Raw genomic sequence first — 21,072 nt, forward strand, 5'->3', positions numbered from 1 at the left:
TGATCATCGTCTGCCATCACAAGGTGTCCACCTATTTTGGTGGACACCTCATGCATCAGAGCACTCAAAAGCAAAAGGTGCAGGGAAATTCGCGCTTACACAAGTGCAATTGTCAACTCACATCAAGATCGTCCCGATTTAACCGATTTGGCGAGGAGCCCACATGCAGCGTCTTTTGTCCGACAAGAAAGTCGCCTGGTGCCGAGTCATTCGATCAGTCCTGGTTAATCCGCCTGCAGCCCGCACCCCGCGCGTCTGGCCCAACCTTTGCTGTAGTGATGGACCCACTGTAGATCTGCATGAAGCTGACCACCGACTTTCAGGAGCGCGGTCCGGCACGGTCTCGCTGTGCGGTTGACCGCGCTTTCGGTGCGGGAGGAGAGCTGCTCTAAAATTGGGATATGATGACGAAGAGGGCGTCGATGCAGAGTTCTCGAGTGGTCGCGCCGGAGACGAGTTGCACGTTGTGGGCATTCGCTGCGCATTAAGCGGCGCGATCCCAGATAGGAGAAGTATGGATCGGATCCCTTCGGGTAAAGGCTTGCCAGAGCCCAACACGAAATTGTCTCATCTCGGTCGCGCGCCGGCTGAACACGCCGGGATGGTCAATGTGCCTGTCTATCGAGGTTCCACGATCGTTTCGGAAAGCCTCGAAGAGTGGGATAGGCGCAAGCAGAATCCAGTGACGAACTACGGACGATTCGGCTCACCGCTGTCTCGCGCTCTCGAGGCTGCCATTTGTGAACTGGAAGGCGGGTATCGTTCGATCTTGTTCCCTTCGGGGCTCTCTGCGTGCTCCCACGCGCTTCTCGGGATCCTGAAGGCCGGGGATCATGTTTTGATCTGCGATAACGTCTATGAACCGGTCAGGATATTCGCGAACGAGGTTCTAACTAGATTTAAGGTCAAAGTGGAGTACTTCCATCCCACACAACCTTCGGATCTACTCGCGAAGATTGGAGCAAAAACGCGAGCTGTGTACCTGGAGTCCCCGGGGTCACTGACGTTTGAGGTACAGGATCTTCCCGCGCTGTGCGCGATCGCGCATCATTCGGGTGCGCTCGTGCTCATGGACAACACTTGGGCGACGCCGCTCTATTTCAAACCCTTTCTCCATGGGGTCGACATTTCGATCCATGCCGCGACCAAGTATATCGTTGGTCATTCCGACGCCCTTCTGGGCATTGCTACTGCTAACAAGGAAGCGTGGCCGCTCCTGCAGCCAAGCGCTCATCATTTCGGGGAGATCGCTGGGCCAGATGACATCTATTTAGCTCTTCGTGGACTGCGGACACTAGCCGTTCGCATGAGGCAGCATTGCGAAAATGGCATCAAGCTGGCTCAAAGCCTGGAAGACCACCCGGCAGTGGGCCGGGTTCTACACCCTGCGCTCCCAAACGATCCCGGCCACAATATTTGGAAGCGGGATTTCTTGGGTGCAAGTGGGCTGTTCGGCGTCGTTCTGAAGGCTATGCCTAAGGCCCAGCTTTCGGTTTTCTTCCAGAAACTGCGCCTTTTTGGAATCGGATTGTCGTGGGGTGGGTACGAAAGCCTTGCGCTGCCTGTCGATGATCCTCCACGAACGGAAGCTAAGGTTTCATTTGATGGACCGTTGATTCGTATTCACGCCGGCATCGAGAGGCCGAGTGATCTCATTGCGGACATGCATCAGGCGCTGCAAGCCGCCTGCGAACACTCCGTGAGCGACGCTGCTTACCAGGATGAGAGCAGAGACGGGTGATTTCAAGGGCAGTATTGATGGTGCGAGGAGGCCGATAAGAGCGACGCTTGGGGGCGCTATCGCAACCATGCGTACGGCTTCTGTCTGTCAATGTGCGTGAGCACAACGCCCATGTGTGCGGTCGGTTGGATCTCATTTAAGCCGCAGGCCATTGCCGTATTCGGATGATTCGCTTGCCCAAACATGTCCGGGTGCTTTTCAACACGAGCGCTTGGCAATAGGCGACCGCGCAACCGGGAATCTCCGGCTTTCCGTTCGGTTACGGCGCGACCGCAAACGGGTATATCGCAGCGGATGCATGCCATTTCTGCGTCTAATTGCCTCTGTGCCCTATGACGCGGGCGCCGGGTCTACTAGCTCGGCTGGCCCCCGGAGCAGAGGCGCGGAGGCTGACCCAAGGCGTAAACGATCGTTCGCGTACTTGCCGATGCGACATACATTCTTCAGCTAGCACCAACAAGGTTGTCTCTCTTGCGACGAATGTCCGAATTGTAGCAGTGAACGTGGCGCCCAGTTCTCCAACACTCCTGCTTGCGGCAGTGCTCCTGCCGCCTCAGCTGGGACGACATTTACTGGACGCTTCAGGTCCGCCTCCTCCGGAAGAGGCGCATGCACAATGTTCTCTATCGAGCAGCTACCCGATCTCAGCCAACTCGATTGAAGCTCGTGTCGAGAAGTATGACTGTCGCGTTCGGTCGAGCACTTCGAAGCAAGATGAGGCCGAAGTGGCGCAGGGCCCTGCCCAAATCGATCCACTCAAAAGACGCAGCACCGGATTGCCTAAGTCGGTGGCGGGAGGCACCAAATGGACCTATTTTGCTTCATCGAATGCGCAAAACAGAGTCGATCTCCCGAGGTGTTGTTCGATCTGCTTGTGAGCTGCTCGAGCGAACAGGGCTTCAGTCAAGTCGCTTACGGGGCTGTGGTTCGGTACGACGATGCAGTCGGCGCCGTTTCTATGGGATCAACTCGCTCACAAGATCAATTGTAACCCGGCGAAGTGCGTGTGTTGAACGAGGCCAAAGAGGCGGGTCTGAAGCACGGCGTAACCGTACCACTGTTCGGACCATTTGGACGGCTATGCGTCGTATCCTTTGCATCCAGGTTCGACGATGTCGACCCTCAGTATCGCCTCAGTCGTCTCAACGCATTGGCTTGGCAGTTTCATCATGCATTTACAGAAATCGCGCCCTCATCGGAGGGCAAATGCCATATGAAAGTGGCCCTATCCGAACGAGAAAAGGATTGCCTCCGCTGGGTGGAAGAGGGGAAATCATCCTGGGAAATCGGAGTCATCCTGAGAGTCAGCGAGAATACGGTGAACTTTCACCTGAAGAACGCGATGCGAAAGCTAGAGACGAACAGCCGTACCCATTGCCTTGCCAAGGCGATTCGCCCCGGTCTAATCTGACGTTTCGGCGCCGCTGCCCCGTACCGACCTATGTCGAAGTCACGAGCGATCGATCTGACCAGCGTGGCAACATGACAGCGAGGACACGTTCAGCCCAAGGTGCAGAAGATGCTGTCGCCGCGAATAGCTGACACGCCTGTCGTCTCGTCGTCTTCGGGGGCATAGATGCGTATCCCGCCGAGGGTTGGTCGAGTTTTCGAGGCGGGAGAGGTTCGTACGATCGCCTAAATCCGACGTGGACTGGCCATGACGGTAGACCATTCGGCGCATCGATGACGCGCGTGCGATCACAGTGATCTTCGCAAGCGTGCTTGGTTGTGGATGCCGATACCCATCAATATGGGAGCGGTTTTTGGGCCTGGATTGCGGCAAGCTAGTCGCCTGGGATAACGGTATTGCTTGATGCAGCAAGCCTGCCCTTGCAAAAACAAGCCCCGGCCATGGGCCGGGGCTTTCGATTCTTCGTTCGTACTGCTGATCAATATTTCAGAAGAAACGGGCCGCCGAACTTATAATTGAGCCGGGCAGTCAGAAGATCGAAATCCTGGCGGACGCGATCGGTTCCGCCTGCGGGCGCGGCGAAGTGCACCGCTCCGGGCTGCATGAATAGGTGGTCGTACTCGAGGCTGACCGACCAGCTCGGCGCGAAACCGTACTCAATCCCAGCTCCCAGCGCACCACCCCAAAGAATGTGGTCGCTCTTCCCAAGCTGCGCGCCCGTGAGGGTCGAGCTAATCTGATAGGTATTGCTCGTCACTGCGGCACCACCTTTGCCGTAAAATAATACGTTGTCTACGGCATAACCGATCTGCCCTGTTATCAGGCCGAACGCATCAATCTTGGTCTGGTTGATATCCGCAAACGCGACGCTGTCATTCGAGCCGGTCAAACCAGCCCAGTTCCCCTGGCCTTCAACACCAAGCACGATCTGGCCCGTCTGCCTTCGATACCCGATCTGGCCACCCACAGTACCGCCGGTCGCATCATGGCAGCCCTCAGGTGTGCCGCCATTGAAGTCCCAGCAATTCGCGCTTGAGCCCCAGCCGCCGTTCAAGCCGACGTAGTAGCCGCTCCAGTCATAGATCATAGCCGCAACAAGCTGCGGAGCTTTGCCATAGAGAGGCTGGACGGGCTGCGCAGCCAGATCCGCGCCGAATGCGGGCGCAATCGCGCCGAGCGCCACAATGCTTGCAGTCGCGAGCAACAAGTTCTTCATTTCTACTCTCATGTCTTGAGTGCCCCGAGCCTCGCGCGTCTTAACAACATCCGCACGGATAGCTGTAGCTGCACCGCAACATTTCGTCGGAAAGGAATGCTTGAACCGAACCCTGCGTCAGGTTGCGGCGTTGCGGATCACGCTTCGCAATGCTCTTTCGCGTGCGAACCAGATTGCGTGGCGTCGGCGAAAAGCGAGCTGCTGATCTCAGCGGATGAAGCGCACCGCAACCCACACGAGGCCCAGCCACACCGCAACCGAAAAGAGCAAAGCGCCTTGCAACGCCCTTGCTCTTATCCTGTGACGCCACCGAAGGAGCTGCGATGAGCAACCGGTGAAGCGCCGACCCCGTATAACAGATATCAGGTCATCGTAATCTGCGAACCGGAAGTGAGAGCGATGCTTTCGAATATACGCCAGCCGCTCAGTGGGTGAGAGGCACTGCGCCCACACCTCCGATGCCTCATGATCAAAACACGCGCTATTCTCCAGGACCTCGGCGAGGCGCTCGTCAGGTTTCATGATGCATCCGCTGTAGTGACTATCGCGGATCGAGTTCTAGGAGGAGAGCCTAACCTTGGAAACCTCTCGGTTTAGGTAGGCGAGTTGAGAGATTTCAATTCGGCGGTCAATGCGGCGCTGATCCTGCGCGAGATGAAATTCGAAGTCGTGCGGTGGCTCTGGATCAGCCTTCTGGCCCAGTGCAGATGGACACGGGCATTGAACCGGCGTAGATGCCGCAGGAGAGTGAAAGGTGCTCCTTGTCGATGGTGTGCACTAGCGCTTGTTAGAATTCGGTCCGGCAATGGCTTCCGCGCATGCTAAGATCACACAAACGTACGTTGCAAGGTCCAGGGCCGGTCGCGAATACACGGCTGCCGATCCGATCATCCGTGAACGGCCGGCTCGCCGTCGTCACCGTCAGTGTCTCGGGTCAAATCGGCCAGCAGTCGTACCTTGCACCGCGCTGTTGGGACTGACTGCACGCGCGTGCCCTCCACGCCGCCTCCCGATCTTGTGCTCGACGAACTGACGGCGCCCGGCGTTCGCCCTCTTGTGGCAGATCGGCAATTTCCTTGCTTGAGCAAGGCCGAATGCCGCATTAGGAACCACGGCGTGCGGGAACTCGGAGCGGCGGCGGAGCAGAACTGCCGGAAGCCCTGGCTTGCGAGAGACCTCAGGCAGGCGGCAAGCGCACGCCGGTCCCTCGTTGAAGCAGGGCACGACGACATCCACGCTGGGCAAAGCACCGGTCTTGACCGGGTCGTACGGCGGCAGTGAGGCGCCGATCGCTGGAGCGGGTCCTGCATCAACGCGTCTTGGGATGAGCGCTGCAGATACCAACTTCGTTAAAGGGATCCTCAGCGCGGCGCGGTTCACTGGTCATGAACATCTTCATTGCAAAGTCGAGCGACCGGTATGCTCGATCGCGGGCCGCCTGCGGCAAATCAGGAGTTGCGTCAATCGCAGCGCGCGCGTCGCTCATAATCTTATCTTTTGCGGAAAGAAGCTTTGCATCTAGGATTACATGAAGCGTCTCTCGAACTTCAGGTGAGATCGCGCTATCGCCATCAATCAATTCTCGAAATTTCCAAAATATACGCTCGACTGCTACCGTCGACCCGAGAACTGACATTAGCCTTGGTGACATCATTGACCATCTCCTTCTCCAGCCTGAATCTCGGACTATCCCAGCGAAATTAGACCTGTCCGCGTCTCGCACCGGCGCGCGAGGCGACCCTCCCAGCCCGCGTGAGACGGACGTTCAAGATATGCTCAGCGGAACTCGCAAGGTGCGATTTGCGAGCAAGGCACTTCTCTTTCCTGCGCTCCAAGCCGTAACTCGGTAGCGTGCGGTGGCTCACGTGCAAAACGGAGGGTATGCGCCGCTTCCCATTTGCCACAATACATGCAGCGGCATCGCAGTTGGACTTCTGCCACGCGCGCGTTTTGTGATTGCCTGGGTGCATCGACATCGAGCCTACCGATCCCGCGACGGTGTGTTGGTCGTGCGCCACGTTGACCTCGATCATCTCTTGATTCTCCATTGGTCATCGGGTCGAGCGCAGAAAGGGCGGCAACTTAAATGCGCAGATCATTTTCACGTGCTGGATTCCGTATCTCGGATTGGTTCGTTTCGGCTACCATAACTGTCCTCGCCACTGCACGGCTATGCTGTGCAAACCGTGCATTTCACCCACCAGCGGCCACCGCGCTTCTCCGCGCGCAGCTTGCCGCGGCGGATCCGAGAGAGCACCCCTTCGGGGCTTATGTGGTTCATCGCTGCGAATCGCTGAACAGTGAGGTAGTCCTCATGCAGAGGCGGAGGGGTGCTAATTCCGTGCGCAGCGAGCAGAATGCGCAGCGAAGCCAACTCCGCCAGCACGATCTCGAGCTTACGCGCGATCTCCTCCATCTGGTCGGAGCGCTGCCGGGACCGCGTCACGACAGGCCCGCCCGTGCGATAAGCCACATCTTGGATTCGTGTGGAATGCGATCGACGAACTGGCGCGCCAAAGCGGGATGAGCGTGAGCCAACTCACCTGGCCAAGCAAACCACTGCGCGGGCAATATCAACGCATCCAAAATGGGAGGCACGGCGCTTATTGCCCTCGAGACTACACCTTGGTGATGTAGTCGAAAGGGTCTCATGCGCGTAAGAGCCACTTGAGCCATAAGAGCGGCCTGACAAATGCATCCGGCTGCGGTGCTCATGGGCCTCGGTGTTGCCATTTATTGCATGGTCAAGGGCGAACTGCTTGGAATCGGCTCACCATCAGTGCTCTGCCGCCATGAGCTCGGAGTGAATCGCAGTTGCTGTGTTGAGGCAGGCATCCAGTGACAGAGATCCAAAGGCGAGCTGACAAAGGAGATAGTTGGCGCCTGCCTCTTCCACGTGATCGAGAAGAGTTTGGCGCACCGAAGCGCGGGATCCGACAACGCACAGTTCACTCTCAATTGCGGCATCCAAGGTTAGGGGCAGGTTGGATGGAGGCGGGATGTCATTGAGGTCGTACAAGAACTTAAAGCTCTTGAGCCAGGTTTCGTAGGCTGGCGCGGCGAGGGAGCGGGCGGCTGCTTCAGAGCTGGCAATTACGACCATGCGGAGTAATGCGAGAAATGGTGCTGAACCGTTGGTGTCATACTTCGCGTTTCCATGAGCGCGATAGCGATCTGTTACTTTGCGAACGGCAGAAGAGGGTCCCATGCACGCCAGATTAGCGCCATTCGCCGCCGCCCAATGCGCGGACTCTGGCCGATTTGTAGCAATCCATGTCGGGGGACAAGGACGCTGGTGAGGTGAAAGCGTCAAAGGAACGTCGCTCAGCGCAAAATGTTGCCCTTTGTACGAGAGCGGGCCGCCATTCATCGCGTTAACGAAGATTTGGGAAGCTTCCTCGTAACGGCTAGAGGCAACATCGGCTCCAACCCCAAAATAGCTCAGTTCGATCGGGAGGGAGCCGCGACCAAGGCCGACCTCGACTCTGCCGCTGCTCAGGTGATCCAACATGCAGATCTCCTCGAATGCCCGCAACGGGTGGTAGAGGTTGAGCAGCATGACCAACGGACCAACGCGAAGTCGCCGTGTGCGTTGTATGACGCTTGACAGAAACAAGTTCGGCGATGGACCGCGTCCGTGGGGGGTGCAATGATGCTCTGCCAGATGATAGGCATAGAAACCGAGCCGGTCGTAGGCCTCCGCCAGCGCGAGGCGGTCCGCGTATTGCCTGGCGATATCGGGACCGTCCTCGTCAAGATGATCAAAAATGCCGCAGGTCAGGTTTGAGGGAAGAACGTTTCTCACTCAGTTATCTCCTATAGAGAGGACCGCAGTCCGCTAGGTTTTTGGGGTTCAAGAAGCGCTCGCTGGCGTGCATATGCTGCGAAGCCGTTCTCAGCAGCTCGCAATGCGCCGACCGGACAACAACTGACTGAGGCCGGTCGCGAAGCTGCATCATGTGTGGGTCCTGTTCGATGACGAACGGGGATCTGTGACCTGAGTGGAAGGGTTCACTAGCCACGGCATCCCACTTTCTTAAGAATGCTGCCGACAGCCGCAAGAAACGCATCCATCTGGCGCTTTGTACCGATGCTAACCCGAATGCACTCTTCCAGGCCGGGATCCGGAAAGAAGGCAACGAGGACGCTCTGGTCTTGCAACGCCGCCTGCCACCATCTGCCACCCTGGCCTACCGGCACACGGGCGAGGAGGAAGTTCGCGTGGGAAGGCGTTACGGAGAACCCAAATTCCGAGAGGGCGGCCGCTACGCGCTGACGCTCAGACCTGACGTGGCGATGGTTCTCCTCGTAGGCGTCGCGATGCGCAAGGACGCTCATGCCTACGGCATGAGCGACCACATTCATGTTAAAAACATTCTGGATGTTGCGAAGCCGCCCAATCAGCTCGGGATGGCCGAAACCGAAGCCGACGCGAATGCCAGCGGCGGAATGACTCTTGGAAAGCGTGCGCAGGACCAGAAGATTCGAATGGCGCTGAATGAGGCGTAGGCCGTCCTCAGGTGCGAAATCGACATAAGCTTCGTCCAATACGATCAATCGGTCAGACCGTGTAACGAGGCGCTCGACCTCAGCGACCGGAACGAAGGTTCCGGTCGGATTGTTCGGATTGGCCAGCAGAATGAACTTGGCATGTTTAGCCGGACCGAAAAGCAGCTCGTCCATCGGCAAGCAGTCGGGTTCAGACCAGGGAATTTCAATGAACCGAGCCCCTTGCAACATGGCAAGCTTGCGATTGAATGAGAAGCCGGGCGACATCATTGCGATGCTGTCGCCCGGGGCAAGAAAGGCTCTGTAAATGAGACTGAGGAGTTCAGACGATCCATTGCCAGCCATCACGCGATCAGTGGCAATCCCGTACGCCGCTGCGGCCGCTTGCCTCAAGCTGATATTGTCATCTTCTGGATAGCGGTATTGCACCTCAAGAGCTGCAATTGCGCTTCGCATCACGATGGCTGGCAAAGGAAATGGGTTCTCATTCGTATTCAGTTTCACGGAAGTATTGTCGCGCGTAGGCCGCCCGGACGGCAGAGCATCCAATTCGCGAGCCACCGGCGAGAGCGAGGAAAGCATATTTTGCAGTTTTGTATCCAATTTGATGTTCTCCCTTTCGTCGACGAGAGCAGTTGACGGCCTTCATCGAGCCTACCTGATGCGCGCCCCGTATTCGGAGCCGGGAAGCGCAAGGCGTGCATGAATGTGAGGGTGGGTGCCACAGGCGGGCTCAGATCTAAGCGCCGCACCGGATCAGAGTCCGGCTCAAAGTCCGGCAGCGATCAGTGCGGATCAGGCGGGCGCACGGCGTTATCCCGGCGAATACCTGTTTCAAGAGGGGAGGAAACGCCACGTCCACTCGGCCGAACAGCGCGGCTAACGTGGCTTGAACTCGTAATCCGCAGACAGACTGCGCACGCCTGACATGTTGCCACAAGCTACGTTCCTTCTAAAGAGGTCATGGCAGCTCACTCCCGAGAGCGAGGTGCGCATCAGTGTCACTAGGTGGAAGAAGCCACCGATGTTCGTCGGCCTTACGATTGTGGAAGTGATGCTCACTCCAGTGGTACCAGACGAATGGGAACGTACTCTTCGGGCGGCCGTTCGGGCGCGTACGACAGCTGTGATAGCATTGCCGCGAGGGCGAGAAATGCCGCGACTGCGGCGACTGCGACGCACGTGACCAGCGCGCAATCGCGAGGCCTAGGATGGTTCATCATTCAACGCTCCGTGCGGTGTTGGTGCGGGCGGCCAGGTCTGCGCGACCCCTTCGACGGATTATCGGGCCAGCGGTAATCGATGGACCCAGGGGCGGCATTGTCTCCCTTGGAGTCGAATCGAACCGTGGCAATGGCCCTTTCGATTGAGCCCGAGGTTCGGCCGCAGCGACCCGCGTGGCATCGACGGTGCCCGCCCGTCTGACCGAGCCTGCCCATGCTTGAACTGGGGCATAAGCGTAGCCTGCAACCTGCAGCAGATTGGCTTGAAGCCTTGAGCTTGGCGACATCGGCTGCCCCTGCAGCATTCTTCGTCGAGTGCGGCATGGAGGTAAAGGAGCGTGCCGGAGTCGCCGGCAATGGCCAAAGACGGTCATCCACCGAATTGTTCTCGCCCAGCGCTCTCACCGGGAACTTCCAAAAGTGGTGCAGATCATTGGAGTCTCCATCGGCGTAGCCGGCGCTCTGTAGGTCGCCCCGCCGCTGCGTCGATACTTTTAGAAGGTACAATTTGACGCTACGTACGGATCAAGTACTTCGAAGCGTGCTCGTCGAGGTTGGCAGAGCGAAAGTTCCCAGGGTGTCGACAACGCACATTCGCAGGCGAATTGCTACGGGCCAACGATCCTCAGTCAGACAAGGATCAGCATCAGCTCATTCAGTTAGAGACATTTGAGCAACCGAGTCCGGCAGCCGGGTGCGTCAACTCGTTCCGAGCTGGCTCTCCAGCGCGGCGAGGGCGAGATCCAGGTATCGCATGAGGCTCGCATCCCAGCCGGCGAGATTGTGTGGTTCAGTCAATCGCGTCAGCACCTTCAGTATCATCGAGACAGTCGAATCAACTCCTGCGATCTCAGTCAGCAGCGAACGGGCCTGACGCGCGACCGCATTTGGTCGCTCACCGCATGGCGGCTCGCCCCGATCCATGCAGCTTCGTAGCTCGTCCCGAATCTTGCGCCACCGATCTTCGCGGCTAGCGTTAGAGGCGCATGTGCAGATGGCCGAGGGGGTACGTTCCTGAATCCGCGACATTGCATCTAACGTGGCCGGTAGCTCGTCGACACTAACTTCTGTCTCACCTTGCGTCGTCATATTGCGCAATCGATCCCGTAATAATGTCGCCCGCGCGACTTGAATTTCAATTCGCTCGAGATGGTTGCGCAATAGGTCCGTGAGAGACGACCGTCCCTCGATGGCTTTGCGGATCTCAGGAAGCGAGAAGCCCAGCTCACGTAGCGCCCGTATCTGACAGACGCGTTGTAGGCTTTCACGATCGTACATGCGGTGACCGCCACCGGTACGTTCCGCGACCGTCAACAACCCCGTATGTTCGTAATGATGCAGAGTGCGTACCGTTACGCCGGTCGCCTCTGCAAGTTCTCCAATGCGCCATCGGCGCCGTCGTGGTGTGGCTTTTGTCATGGTCCTCAATTTGCAAGCCTACAACCTGACGTCACGTGAGAATCAAGTGATTTCAATGATCTAGATGATGGTCTCTCGCTGCGAACCCCAGGAGCACTGAGCGCATGCTGTTAATCAATCAGCCGAGACAAGTGCAAGCATCAAGTTCGCCAGCGACGCCAATTCGTCCCTCGCTGCGCGTTGCATCACAAGTCTGGCGATCGCTACGCGATTCTCGCCGGTTCGCATGCATGTCGGTAAAGACCCGATTGCTCGATCAAAAAGGTTTCCCAAGCTCGCGAGATCCTCCGGGTCGTAGACTCCGCTCGGCTTCTCCAACAGTATGCTCCTTTCATTGCGGCACCTTCGCTGCACGTGGGGAAGCCGTTTGGCTGTGGTAGGGCAAAAAGAAGACGGAGCGGCGACGTGCGCGAAAGAATGTGACAGGTGCGTTCGTGTGGTGCCGTTGTGCAACACGGCGTTTACTTCCCTTTTGTCCAACACTGCCTGACCGAAACTGTGCAATTTCCGCTGGATCCTGGCACAGCAGCGGCCATTTGCTGTCTGATCGCCACACGAAGCGAAAGCAGGTACATGCCACCCCGCTTGCTCTTGAGACACAGCTTCACGAACGGCTGCCCAGACAAAGTACTGATCTGATCAGATGGGTGGCGCGGCCGCCCGCTCGGCACCTAGCAGCGTTTTCGACGCGCTGCTAGTCTGTTGATGGCTTTGTAGCCGCGAAGGCGTTGTTCGCGCATGGCAACATCGGGTTCTGGAATGCAACAAGATGATGGCTGCTCTTCAACGGCGCAAGTCTGCGACGCAAAGCGCCAGTATAATGAGAGAAGGCGGGCCGCAAAACCATTTCCGGCATGTATCTCAACGCGAGCGCACCTCGCGCGGTTGGCGAAACGTTACTCGCGATTGAGGACGGAGCCTCGAAGGATCGCTCCGATATCCGTCGGACGTGGAGGCACACTCAAAACGGGCAACACGCCCCCGGCGCCGCGCGGGCGCGCCGGGAAACAACGACGTGCCATAGCTCCTACAGCAATAACTCGCATATCCAGACGTGAGCCGGATCACTGTTGCGCAGCACAGTCCCTTGCTCGTCCAGAAGCTCACTCACTTTCATTCTCGAACAGTATCGCTTTGGCGTGCGAGCGCTGGACATAGATGCTTTGGGTAAGATTGGCAAATCATGTTACCGCACCGAAGTAGCTCTTCGAAGTCAGCGGTGACGGGCCGCAACTCGGGACTAACGGCGGCAGCATCCCGCGCGCGACGCGCCACGACACTCTCGAATAACACCACTGTCGCGATCCGAAAGGATGACCTGCACCCACCGATCCGATGTGGTGCTTTGGCATTGCTGCTGCGATCACCGGGAGAGTAGACGGCAAGGAGAATGCCCACCGGCAGGTTAAGAGCGGTGTGGGTGCCTGCCAGTGTCCACGTTTGCAGCCTCGATCGCAGGTCTTAGTCTACAACCTGACGCGGTGTACGATTCGAGGGATTTTAGTGCCAAGGCCTGATTTCGTTCATCTGACTGGCCGGATCATTTCGCGAGCTCTGAGCCTCAGCTCATGTAGAACAGTGCGATGCAGCCGTCGTGTCAGGCAAGTCAGTCGGAGCGCCGCCGAACGAGCTGTATGAAGCGCAAGATCGTCACGCCAGCGCGAGATCAAGAGCGCGGCCGACCCGATCAAACTACGCTCAAACGCGCCAATCCGAACACCAGCGAGGACCGAAGCCTCGAGCCTGGCGTAGATCTGGTTAACCGAGATTAGATCGTAAACGGCCGAACAATGCTAGAACGGGCCGTGACATTGGTTGGTCTCGGACGGAGAGACCATCATGGATGCCTCTTGCAAGAACATGTTGCGCATCCAAATGCTTGCAGGATCAGTATTATGAATGGCCGGCCACTGGACGGCCTCGGTGAATGTGAGAAGTCGCAGCGGAGGTTCGATGACCCGCAGGGGCATCGTGTCTGCGAAATGGCTGACCAGTCTTGAGGGCATACTCGCTATACGGTTGGTGCCCAATAACATAGGCGGAATCATACCAAAACCCTGCACTGCGACCTCGGTGCGTATCTTGAAACCATGCTCGAGCAAGAGCCATTCGTGAAAGGAGGGCCTCAGGGAGCCCCCGAACCGGGCTTCCACGTGCCCGATCGACATGTACTTCTCGAACGTAAGTCGCGGCGCCAGCTGCTTGTTCATGGGGCAGCCCACGCAAACGAACGTGTCCTCGAACAGTGCCGCCTTGGGATGCGCACTCGACATGAACATCTCCGGATACATGAGAAAATCGACTTCACCGCGCCGGAGAAGTTCATCGGGTTCCTCTAAGGGCGGCAGCAACTCGAAATTGATCGTCGGAGCTTCCCGCGCGACGCGGTCCACGATTCTTCGAAGAAACACGACAGTCATGAAGTCGGACAGGATGATCCTGAATCGCCGATTCGATTGAGACGGAGTGAAGCCCTCCGGAGAAATGATGGAGAGCTGAATGTGAGCGAGAGCCTCGCGAATTGGGGCTGCGAGCGCTTGAGCCCGCGGCGTTGGGACAAGCTTCCGACCCCTCATCGTGAATAGCTCATCGCGAAAGTAAGTGCGAAGCCGCGCGACGGCAGCACTCATGGCAGGTTGACTGAGGTTGATGCTTCTTGCCGCCGCCGTGAGATTGCCTTGCGTCACCAGGGCGTCGAACGCGACGAGGAGATTCAGATCGAGGCCCTTGAAACGCATAATCTTGAGTGATCCACCGTGTGAATGTGTTCTATCGATACAATCGATTTTACCATTTGTACCGACTGAGGATAGCAAAGGATAGTTTAGCGAGATGCCAGATCTATCAGAATGGTTACAAATCGTAGCGCGTCTCAGCCCAGCGCCAGGGATCGATCAAGACATCTGGACCGTGCGGTCGCAGTTTCGCGCGTGTTGCGCAAGTCCTATCTCGGCGAGCTAGCACGGTGGGGATCCGCAAATGTGCGTGGGCGTATAGGACGAGCAAACCATCGTATGGCTTCGCCAACCCATTCTATACCGGCCGTGTACCGCTGTAGAATTGAGCGAACGCTTAACCTGACCGTAGATTTCCCTCCAGTTGGACCCCTTCGGTTGCGGGTGCCAAATGTGTTTTGGTCGCATCCGATTGCGTCCTTGCTGCGGAGAAATCGTGCCGAACATGCAAGCGAAGCCGTCCTTCGTGAATCTGATGCGAGTTGCGCACACGCTCGACGTCGTATCCATTGTGAATGCAGATCGGTCAGTGCGTGAAGATCTGACAGATATGGTTTTTTCGGCGGGTTACGTACCCGAACCCTTCGAGAGCGCAGACGAGTTCTTGAAATCGGGCCGCCGTTTGATCACGTCGTGCTTGATCGCGGACATGCAGTCGAGCGTGATGAGTGGCTTTGAGCTTTTCCATCATCTGGCTGCATCCGGACGCGCGATTCCCACCGTTCTGCTCACAGACAGCTTCGAAAACGATATGAGGCGAGTCCTGCAAACTGGACTCCAGTTTTTGAGCAAGCCTTTCGAGCGTAGCGAACTGCTGGCGTGCGTCAGGAGCCAGATAATGAATAGGAATTACTCTCTATGAAAATGATCGCGCCCGGATCCACACGAGGTGCTTCGGCGCGCCCTCCAGTTCGTTGGAGGCTGTGCTGGGAGAATGAGCTTCAACTTGCTGACCATATTGAGTTGTCCGACTTCTTCCGGAAGACCTATGGTCCGACCGGGGCATTCAATGCAAAGCCCTTTGAAGGTCATCGAAGCTGGGCCGGCGCAAGGCCTGAGATTCGCGCAATCGGCTACGATGATCGTGGTGTTGCGATTCACATCGGCGCACTGCGCCGCTTCATAAAAGTGGGTGAGGTCGATCTGCTTGTGGCTGAACTCGGATTGTACGGGGTGCGCCCGGATCTCGAGGGGCTCGGCATCAGCCACTCCATCCGCGTGATGTATCCCGTATTGCGAGATCTTGGGGTGCCGTTCGGTTTTGGCACGGTCCGATCTGCCCTGCAGAAACATATTACCAGGCTGCTCGGGCGACAGGGATTAGCGACTGTTCTGCCAGGGCTCCGTGTCCGGTCCGCTCGTCCGGATATCTATCTCACTGTGCCTCCGACGCGCGTGGAGGACGTGGTCGGCCTCGTTCTGCCGATTGCGAGGCCAATGAGCGAATGGCCGGCCGGTGAGATGATTGAACGGAACGGGCCAGAACTGTGACGTCCGCAGACAACGAGACTGAAGCGCGGAGCGACTGCGCCGACTCGGGCGGAGAGCGCTGTGTCTATCTGACGTTTGATGATGGTCCCAACCCGCATTGCACGCCGGCTATCCTGGATGTGCTGGCGCAGCATCGGGCCCCCGCCACTTTCTGCGTGATTGGTGCATATGCAGCGGGCCAGCCGGAGCTGATCCAGCGCATCATTGCAGAAGGCCACGAACTCGCAAACCACACAATGACGCACCCGGATTTATCCAAATGCATGCCGGATGAGGTGGAATACGAGATCCTAACGACGAACAAGGTCATCGGAATGGCCTGCCCGCGAGCCTCTGTGCGGCACATGCGTGCGCCGTATGGGACTTGGACCAAGGAGGCCCTCGCCGTGTCGGCGAAGGCCGAACTGGCAGCCCTGCACTGGTCAGTGGACCCGCAAGACTGGTCTCGTCCTGGCGGCGAGGCGATTGTTGCCGCGGTGCTGGCCTCGGTCCGGCCGGGAGCAATCGTGCTCCTGCACGACGGGTGCCCTCCCGACGAGTTGAAACGCTGCCCTCACTCTAGTCGGCGCGACCAGACCGTGACGGCGCTCGCCCAGCTCATTCCAGCACTGCATGACCTTGGATTTGCAATCCGGTCGCTTCCTCAAACTCACTGAATAGATCAAATCACATGAGCCTGCTTGCCACCATCAGCACCGCTGCTGTTGCCTCCTACGCGTTGCTCTCCAGCGTCCATAAGACCGCGCAGGCGCTTTATGCGCTGCGAACCGACGCCTCACTGCCGCCGTACGACCTCGTCGAGAGCGCAGCTCTGCCCAGCGTGGATATCATCGTGCCCTGCTTCAACGAGGATCCGCGCACGCTGGCGGCCTGCCTGAAATCTCTCGCAAGCCAGGATTACCCAGGGCGATTGCAGGTGTATGTGGTCGATGACGGCTCTGCAAATGTCGCTGCAGTGGCCCCGGTCCATGGGAGCTACGCGTATGACCCGAGGTTCACCGTCATTCTGCTGCCAAGTAACGTTGGAAAGCGTAAGGCGCAGATCGCAGCGATACGCCGGTCGTTCGGCGATCTCGTGCTCAACGTCGATTCCGATACGGAAATCGCCAGCGACGTGGTCAGCAAACTCGTACGCAAGATGCAGGATCCAGCCGTCGGCGCGGCCATGGGGCAATTGATGGCCAGCAACCGGAACGACAGCTGGCTGACCCGATTGATCGACATGGAGTACTGGTTGGCTTGCAACGAGGAGCGCGCGGCTCAGACGCGCTTTGGTGCCGTCATGTGCTGCTGCGGGCCGTGTGCCATGTACCGCCGCTCCGCGCTGCTGTTGCTGCTGGACCAGTACGAGACGCAGTTCTTCCGAGGAAAGCCGAGCGACTTCGGTGAGGACCGCCATCTGACGATCCTCATGCTCAAGGCAGGGTTTCGAACCGAGTACGTTCCGGACGCCATCGCCGCCACGGTGGTCCCGGACAGGCTCTTGCCCTATCTGCGGCAACAGCTCCGCTGGGCGCGGAGCACTTACCGCGATACGCTGCTGGGTTTGCACCTGTTGCCCGGCCTGGACCGGTACCTTACGCTCGACGTGCTCGGACAGAACCTCGGGCCGCTGCTGCTCGCCATCTCATCGATTGCCGCGCTCGCTCAGCTCGCGCTCACCGGCACCGTACCCTGGTGGACCGGTCTGACCATCGTCGCGATGACCATGGTTCGATGCAGCGTGGCGGCCCTTCGTGCCGGCGAGCTTCGATTTATCGGCTTCTCGCTGCACACGCCTATCAACATCTTCCTCCTGCTCCCGATGAAAGGCTATGCGCTCTGTACCTTGAGCAACAGCGACTGGCTCTCGCGCAAAGTAGCGAAATCATCAGACGTCGATGAGTCGAAGGCCTCGATCGAAGACGCGACAAATGGACCAAGCCTTAACCCGGGATCGGAAGCGCCAGGCTCAATTCGCGGGGCAGGTCTTTCGCGCGCTTCCTCGCAGCTGATCGCGTCTGATGGCATTGCCGCCGCGACTGACTGACAGCTTTGTAGGGGATTTAGTGGTGAGCGTGGACAAGACATATCAATCGTTGCAACGGGAGCTGACCAACGATGACCCGTGGCGGCTTGACGACAATCCGTTCGAACGTGAGCGTCACACCCAATTGCTACGACTATCGCTGTCGAACGGCGCCGTCTCAACCGGCCTCGAGATCGGGTGCGCGGCCGGTGCATTCACAGAGAAGCTTGCTCCTCACTGCAAACGGCTCACGGTCATCGATGTTATGCCGCGAGCGATCGGTCGAGCGGTCCAGCGGACCAAGAGGTGGTCGCATATCAGCTGGGCGGCGACCGATATTCTGCAGTTCTCGACCGAAGAGCTGTTCGATCTGATCGTGGTCGCCGAAGTTCTCTACTATCTCGAAGACATGACACGGATGCGTACCGCAATCGACAAGCTGGTGAAGATGCTTGCTCCAGGTGGGCACCTGGTCTTCGGATCTGCACGTGATGCCACCTGCAGGCGATGGGGGCATGTCGCTGGCGCCGAGACAGTCATCACGATGTTGGCTGAAGCGCTCATTGAGGTCGAACGCGTGCAGTGCCAGGGGCAGTCGGCTGACGAAGACTGCTTGTTGGTCCGCTTTCGCAATCCGGAGCGATCTTCGATTTGTTCTAACGGCCGAGCTTGAAAGGACCTACTATGCGCATCTGCGGTATCAAGTTGACGCACGACGGGGCAGTCGCTCTGATCGAGGACGGCCGGGTGGTGTTTTGTGTCGAACAGGAGAAGCTGAACAACAATCCGCGTTATCAAACCATCGACAACCTGGATGCCGTTGTTGACGCCTTGGCGGAGCACGGGCTGGATCCGAGCGATGTTGATCAGTTCGTCATTGATGGCTGGGATGGAGAGTTCGAGTCACAGTTTGAAGTCCTTAGTGGGACGACGACCATCAAGCTCAAGGGCGCGCCGTATGTCGAACGGCAAGGCGATAGCCCCCTGACGTCCCGCGATCGGATCGGCCTCATGCTTGATGGGAAGCTATATCCCTATCAAAGCTATCCCCATGTTACCGGGCACGTAGCATCCGCATACTGCGCCAGCTCGTTTGCCAAATCCGGACAATCTGCTTTCTGCTTGGTGTGGGACGGCTGCATGTTTCCGCGCCTCTACTATGTAGAGCCCCACGGCATCCGGTTCATCGAGTGCCTGTTTCCGATAATAGGTCACGCCTATGCGACGGCAGGACACCACTTTGGACCTTACAGGCGGGCAGACCGGACCAGCTGGGATCTCGGTATTGCCGGCAAGCTGATGGCCTATATCGCACTGGGATCGCCCGACGAGGATTGTATTAAGACGTTTCATGAACTTTATGAGGCGCACTTTGCCACGGATGCTGAGGGTGCTTGTCCCGAGCTTGAAGAGATCAACAGCTCACAATCGCCACTTGAAGCTCTGCACGACTTCTTCGATGCGTGCGCAATGCGATTGAAGGAAAAACAGGCCCAAGACGTCCTTGCGTCATTTCACGTGTTTCTAGAGCGTCTGCTGGTTCGCACCATTGCTGATGTGGTGGAGCGGCATTCGAATCTTGCGGGGGCGCGTAACCTCTGCATAGCCGGCGGCTGTGGCCTGAATATTAAGTGGAATAGTGCATTTCGTGCGACAGGCCTGTTCGATTTCGTGTGGGTGCCGCCCTTTCCGAACGACAGCGGCTCAGCCATTGGTGCTGCTTGCTCTGCATTGGCGGCACAGCAAGGCTTTAGAGCTCTGGAATGGTCGGTCTACAGCGGACCGGCCGTGCGTCCCAGCGAAGTCCCGCCCGAATGGGAGGGCGCGCCCTGCACTATGGGCCAACTTGCGGCAATCCTCGCTTGCGACAAGCCCGTGGTCTTCCTTGCCGGGCGTGCCGAGCTCGGGCCGCGAGCCTTGGGTGGCAGAAGCATTCTCGCGGCTGCGAGCTGGGAAGGAATGAAAGATCATCTCAACGATGTCAAACTTCGTGAGCATTTCAGGCCGGTAGCGCCGATATGCCTGGAGGATCGTGCCGCGGAGATTTTTAGCCCTGGAATACCCGATCCGTACATGCTGTTCGATCACCAGACGCGACCAGAATGGCGGGACAAAATTCCCGCCGTCGTGCATCTCGATGGATCTGCTCGTCTACAAACCGTTTCTAGAACCTCCCAGCATAAAGTGGCCGAGCTTCTCGTCGAATACGAGAAGCTCACAGCCATTCCGCTGCTTTGCAATACCAGCGCCAATCTGCATGGACGCGGCTTTTTCCCGGATGCTGCCGCCGCGTGCCAGTGGGGACGCGTCGATCACGTATGGTGTGACGGCCTGCTTTGGACAAAAAAGCGCGCAAGCGGGGAAGCGGCGGGAACAACGTCCGTCGCGATGGCGTAAGCAGATGTCAACCGCGGCAGTCGACCTTTTCCAGGTGAGCAAGTTCTACGACGACAGGGTCGTCGTGGACGCTCTTTCGTTTACGGTCTCGCCGGGAGAGTGCTTCGGTCTGCTGGGACCAAACGGCGCGGGTAAAAGCACGCTTGCGCGTTTGATCCTGGGTGTTGCATCGCCCGACGCAGGTAAGATATGCGTGCTCGGCGAGCCAGTGCCGGCGCGGGCGCGCTTGGCGCGCCGGGGGATCGGGGTTGTCCCACAGTTCGATAACCTTGATCTTCAGCTCACGGTGCGCGAAAACTTGCTCGTTTTCGGGCGCTACTTCGCCATGAGCGCGGCTGAGGTGGAAGCGGTCACGCCGTCACTGCTCGAATTCGCACGCCTGGAGAACAAGGCGGACGCGCGAGTCGCCGAACTGTCCGGCGGCATGAAGCGACGCCTGACGTTGGCACGGGCCCTCATTAACGATCCGCAGCTCTTGGTCCTTGATGAGCCGACGACCGGCCTCGATCCGCACGGCCGTCACCTGATTTGGGAACGCTTGCGCTCGTTATTAGGGCGCGGCAAAACGATCCTTCTCACCACCCACTTCATGGAAGAGGCGGAGCGATTGTGCGACCGCCTGTGCGTGCTCGAGCACGGCCGTAAGATCGCCGAAGGTCAGCCTCGCGCGCTGATCGAGCAGCAGATCGGCTGCCAAGTGATCGAGATTTACGGCGGTAACCCGCACGAACTGCTGCCGCTGGTCAGACCCCAAGTGCAGCGCGCTGAGGTGAGCGGGGAGACGCTGTTCTGCTATGTCACGGATCCAGAGCAGGTGCGCCTCCGGCTTGTCAACCGCACGGATCTGCGCTTTCTGCAGCGTCCTCCAAATCTGGAGGATGTGTTCTTGCGGCTAACCGGGCGAGAGATAAAGGACTGAACG

Annotated in this window: 16 protein-coding genes; 9 read left to right on the top strand and 7 right to left on the bottom strand. The window is 58.2% G+C overall.

What is annotated here, in order from left to right:
• Positions 1–394: 394 nt before the first annotated feature.
• Both metC and IVA75_RS00645 read left to right on the top strand, forming a co-directional pair.
• Positions 395–1,741, top strand: a complete 1,347-nt coding sequence (metC, locus tag IVA75_RS00640; protein WP_247289243.1) for a cystathionine beta-lyase — start codon at positions 395–397, stop codon at positions 1,739–1,741.
• A 1,009-nt stretch (positions 1,742–2,750) separates the two neighbouring features.
• Positions 2,751–3,152, top strand: a complete 402-nt coding sequence (locus IVA75_RS00645; protein ID WP_247289245.1) for a LuxR C-terminal-related transcriptional regulator — start codon at positions 2,751–2,753, stop codon at positions 3,150–3,152.
• 478 nt (positions 3,153–3,630) lie between these two features.
• On the opposite strand, the gene IVA75_RS00650 is transcribed toward IVA75_RS00645, so the two are convergent.
• The 7 genes from IVA75_RS00650 to IVA75_RS00680 form a co-directional block, all read right to left on the bottom strand.
• Positions 3,631–4,368, bottom strand: a complete 738-nt coding sequence (locus tag IVA75_RS00650) for an outer membrane beta-barrel protein (protein WP_247289247.1) — start codon at positions 4,366–4,368, stop codon at positions 3,631–3,633.
• Positions 4,369–5,677: 1,309 nt separating this feature from the next.
• Complete coding sequence (locus IVA75_RS00655; protein ID WP_247289248.1) at positions 5,678–6,022, bottom strand: hypothetical protein; 345 nt, start codon at positions 6,020–6,022, stop codon at positions 5,678–5,680.
• A gap of 516 nt (positions 6,023–6,538) precedes the next feature.
• Positions 6,539–6,841 carry a hypothetical protein gene (locus IVA75_RS00660; RefSeq protein WP_247289250.1) on the bottom strand — a complete coding sequence of 101 codons (303 nt, stop codon included), beginning with the start codon at positions 6,839–6,841 and terminating at the stop codon, positions 6,539–6,541.
• 303 nt (positions 6,842–7,144) lie between these two features.
• Positions 7,145–8,173, bottom strand: a complete 1,029-nt coding sequence (locus IVA75_RS00665) for an LLM class flavin-dependent oxidoreductase (RefSeq protein WP_039799450.1) — start codon at positions 8,171–8,173, stop codon at positions 7,145–7,147.
• Positions 8,174–8,382: 209 nt separating this feature from the next.
• Complete coding sequence (hisC, locus tag IVA75_RS00670) at positions 8,383–9,459, bottom strand: histidinol-phosphate transaminase (RefSeq protein WP_247289261.1); 1,077 nt, start codon at positions 9,457–9,459, stop codon at positions 8,383–8,385.
• Between the two features lie 1,340 nt (positions 9,460–10,799).
• The gene (locus IVA75_RS00675; RefSeq protein WP_026232958.1) at positions 10,800–11,519 is read right to left on the bottom strand and encodes a MerR family transcriptional regulator; all 720 of its coding nucleotides are present in this window, start codon (positions 11,517–11,519) and stop codon (positions 10,800–10,802) included.
• Positions 11,520–13,312: 1,793 nt separating this feature from the next.
• Positions 13,313–14,257 (bottom strand): LysR family transcriptional regulator, encoded by a 945-nt coding sequence (locus tag IVA75_RS00680; protein ID WP_018455472.1) that lies wholly within the window; start codon positions 14,255–14,257, stop codon positions 13,313–13,315.
• A 442-nt stretch (positions 14,258–14,699) separates the two neighbouring features.
• On the opposite strand from IVA75_RS00680, the gene IVA75_RS00685 reads away from it, so the two are divergent.
• From IVA75_RS00685 to nodI, 7 genes are read left to right on the top strand one after another with little or no spacing between them, the layout of a single operon-like run.
• Positions 14,700–15,116, top strand: a complete 417-nt coding sequence (locus tag IVA75_RS00685) for a response regulator (protein WP_247289263.1) — start codon at positions 14,700–14,702, stop codon at positions 15,114–15,116.
• Positions 15,113–15,745, top strand: a complete 633-nt coding sequence (locus IVA75_RS00690; RefSeq protein WP_018455474.1) for a NodA family N-acyltransferase — start codon at positions 15,113–15,115, stop codon at positions 15,743–15,745. The genes IVA75_RS00685 and IVA75_RS00690 overlap by 4 nt, the downstream gene beginning before the upstream one ends.
• Positions 15,742–16,401 (top strand): chitooligosaccharide deacetylase NodB, encoded by a 660-nt coding sequence (gene nodB, locus IVA75_RS00695; RefSeq protein WP_018455475.1) that lies wholly within the window; start codon positions 15,742–15,744, stop codon positions 16,399–16,401. The genes IVA75_RS00690 and nodB overlap by 4 nt, the downstream gene beginning before the upstream one ends.
• A gap of 14 nt (positions 16,402–16,415) precedes the next feature.
• On the top strand, positions 16,416–17,774 hold the full coding sequence (gene nodC, locus IVA75_RS00700; protein ID WP_247289252.1) for a chitooligosaccharide synthase NodC: 1,359 nt from the start codon (positions 16,416–16,418) through the stop codon (positions 17,772–17,774).
• A 22-nt stretch (positions 17,775–17,796) separates the two neighbouring features.
• Positions 17,797–18,426 carry a nodulation methyltransferase NodS gene (gene nodS, locus IVA75_RS00705; protein WP_018455477.1) on the top strand — a complete coding sequence of 210 codons (630 nt, stop codon included), beginning with the start codon at positions 17,797–17,799 and terminating at the stop codon, positions 18,424–18,426.
• 11 nt (positions 18,427–18,437) lie between these two features.
• The gene (nodU, locus tag IVA75_RS00710; RefSeq protein ID WP_018455478.1) at positions 18,438–20,150 is read left to right on the top strand and encodes a nodulation protein NodU; all 1,713 of its coding nucleotides are present in this window, start codon (positions 18,438–18,440) and stop codon (positions 20,148–20,150) included.
• A gap of 4 nt (positions 20,151–20,154) precedes the next feature.
• Positions 20,155–21,069 (top strand): nodulation factor ABC transporter ATP-binding protein NodI, encoded by a 915-nt coding sequence (nodI, locus tag IVA75_RS00715; protein ID WP_018455479.1) that lies wholly within the window; start codon positions 20,155–20,157, stop codon positions 21,067–21,069.
• Positions 21,070–21,072 lie beyond the last annotated feature (3 nt).

Source organism: Bradyrhizobium sp. 134 (genome assembly GCF_023074155.1).
Classification (GTDB): domain Bacteria; phylum Pseudomonadota; class Alphaproteobacteria; order Rhizobiales; family Xanthobacteraceae; genus Bradyrhizobium.

Bases quoted from the DNA above. Each gene is read 5' to 3' on its own strand.
- IVA75_RS00650 (WP_247289247.1), bottom strand. From the start codon at position 4,368: ATGAAGAACTTGTTGCTCGCGACTGCAAGCATTGTGGCGCTCGGCGCG.
- IVA75_RS00655 (WP_247289248.1), bottom strand. From the start codon at position 6,022: ATGATGTCACCAAGGCTAATGTCAGTTCTCGGGTCGACGGTAGCAGTC.
- hisC (WP_247289261.1), bottom strand. From the start codon at position 9,459: ATGCTTTCCTCGCTCTCGCCGGTGGCTCGCGAATTGGATGCTCTGCCG.
- IVA75_RS00675 (WP_026232958.1), bottom strand. From the start codon at position 11,519: ATGACAAAAGCCACACCACGACGGCGCCGATGGCGCATTGGAGAACTT.
- IVA75_RS00680 (WP_018455472.1), bottom strand. From the start codon at position 14,257: ATGCGTTTCAAGGGCCTCGATCTGAATCTCCTCGTCGCGTTCGACGCC.
- IVA75_RS00685 (WP_247289263.1), top strand. From the start codon at position 14,700: ATGCAAGCGAAGCCGTCCTTCGTGAATCTGATGCGAGTTGCGCACACG.
- IVA75_RS00690 (WP_018455474.1), top strand. From the start codon at position 15,113: ATGAAAATGATCGCGCCCGGATCCACACGAGGTGCTTCGGCGCGCCCT.
- nodC (WP_247289252.1), top strand. From the start codon at position 16,416: ATGAGCCTGCTTGCCACCATCAGCACCGCTGCTGTTGCCTCCTACGCG.
- nodU (WP_018455478.1), top strand. From the start codon at position 18,438: ATGCGCATCTGCGGTATCAAGTTGACGCACGACGGGGCAGTCGCTCTG.
- nodI (WP_018455479.1), top strand. From the start codon at position 20,155: ATGTCAACCGCGGCAGTCGACCTTTTCCAGGTGAGCAAGTTCTACGAC.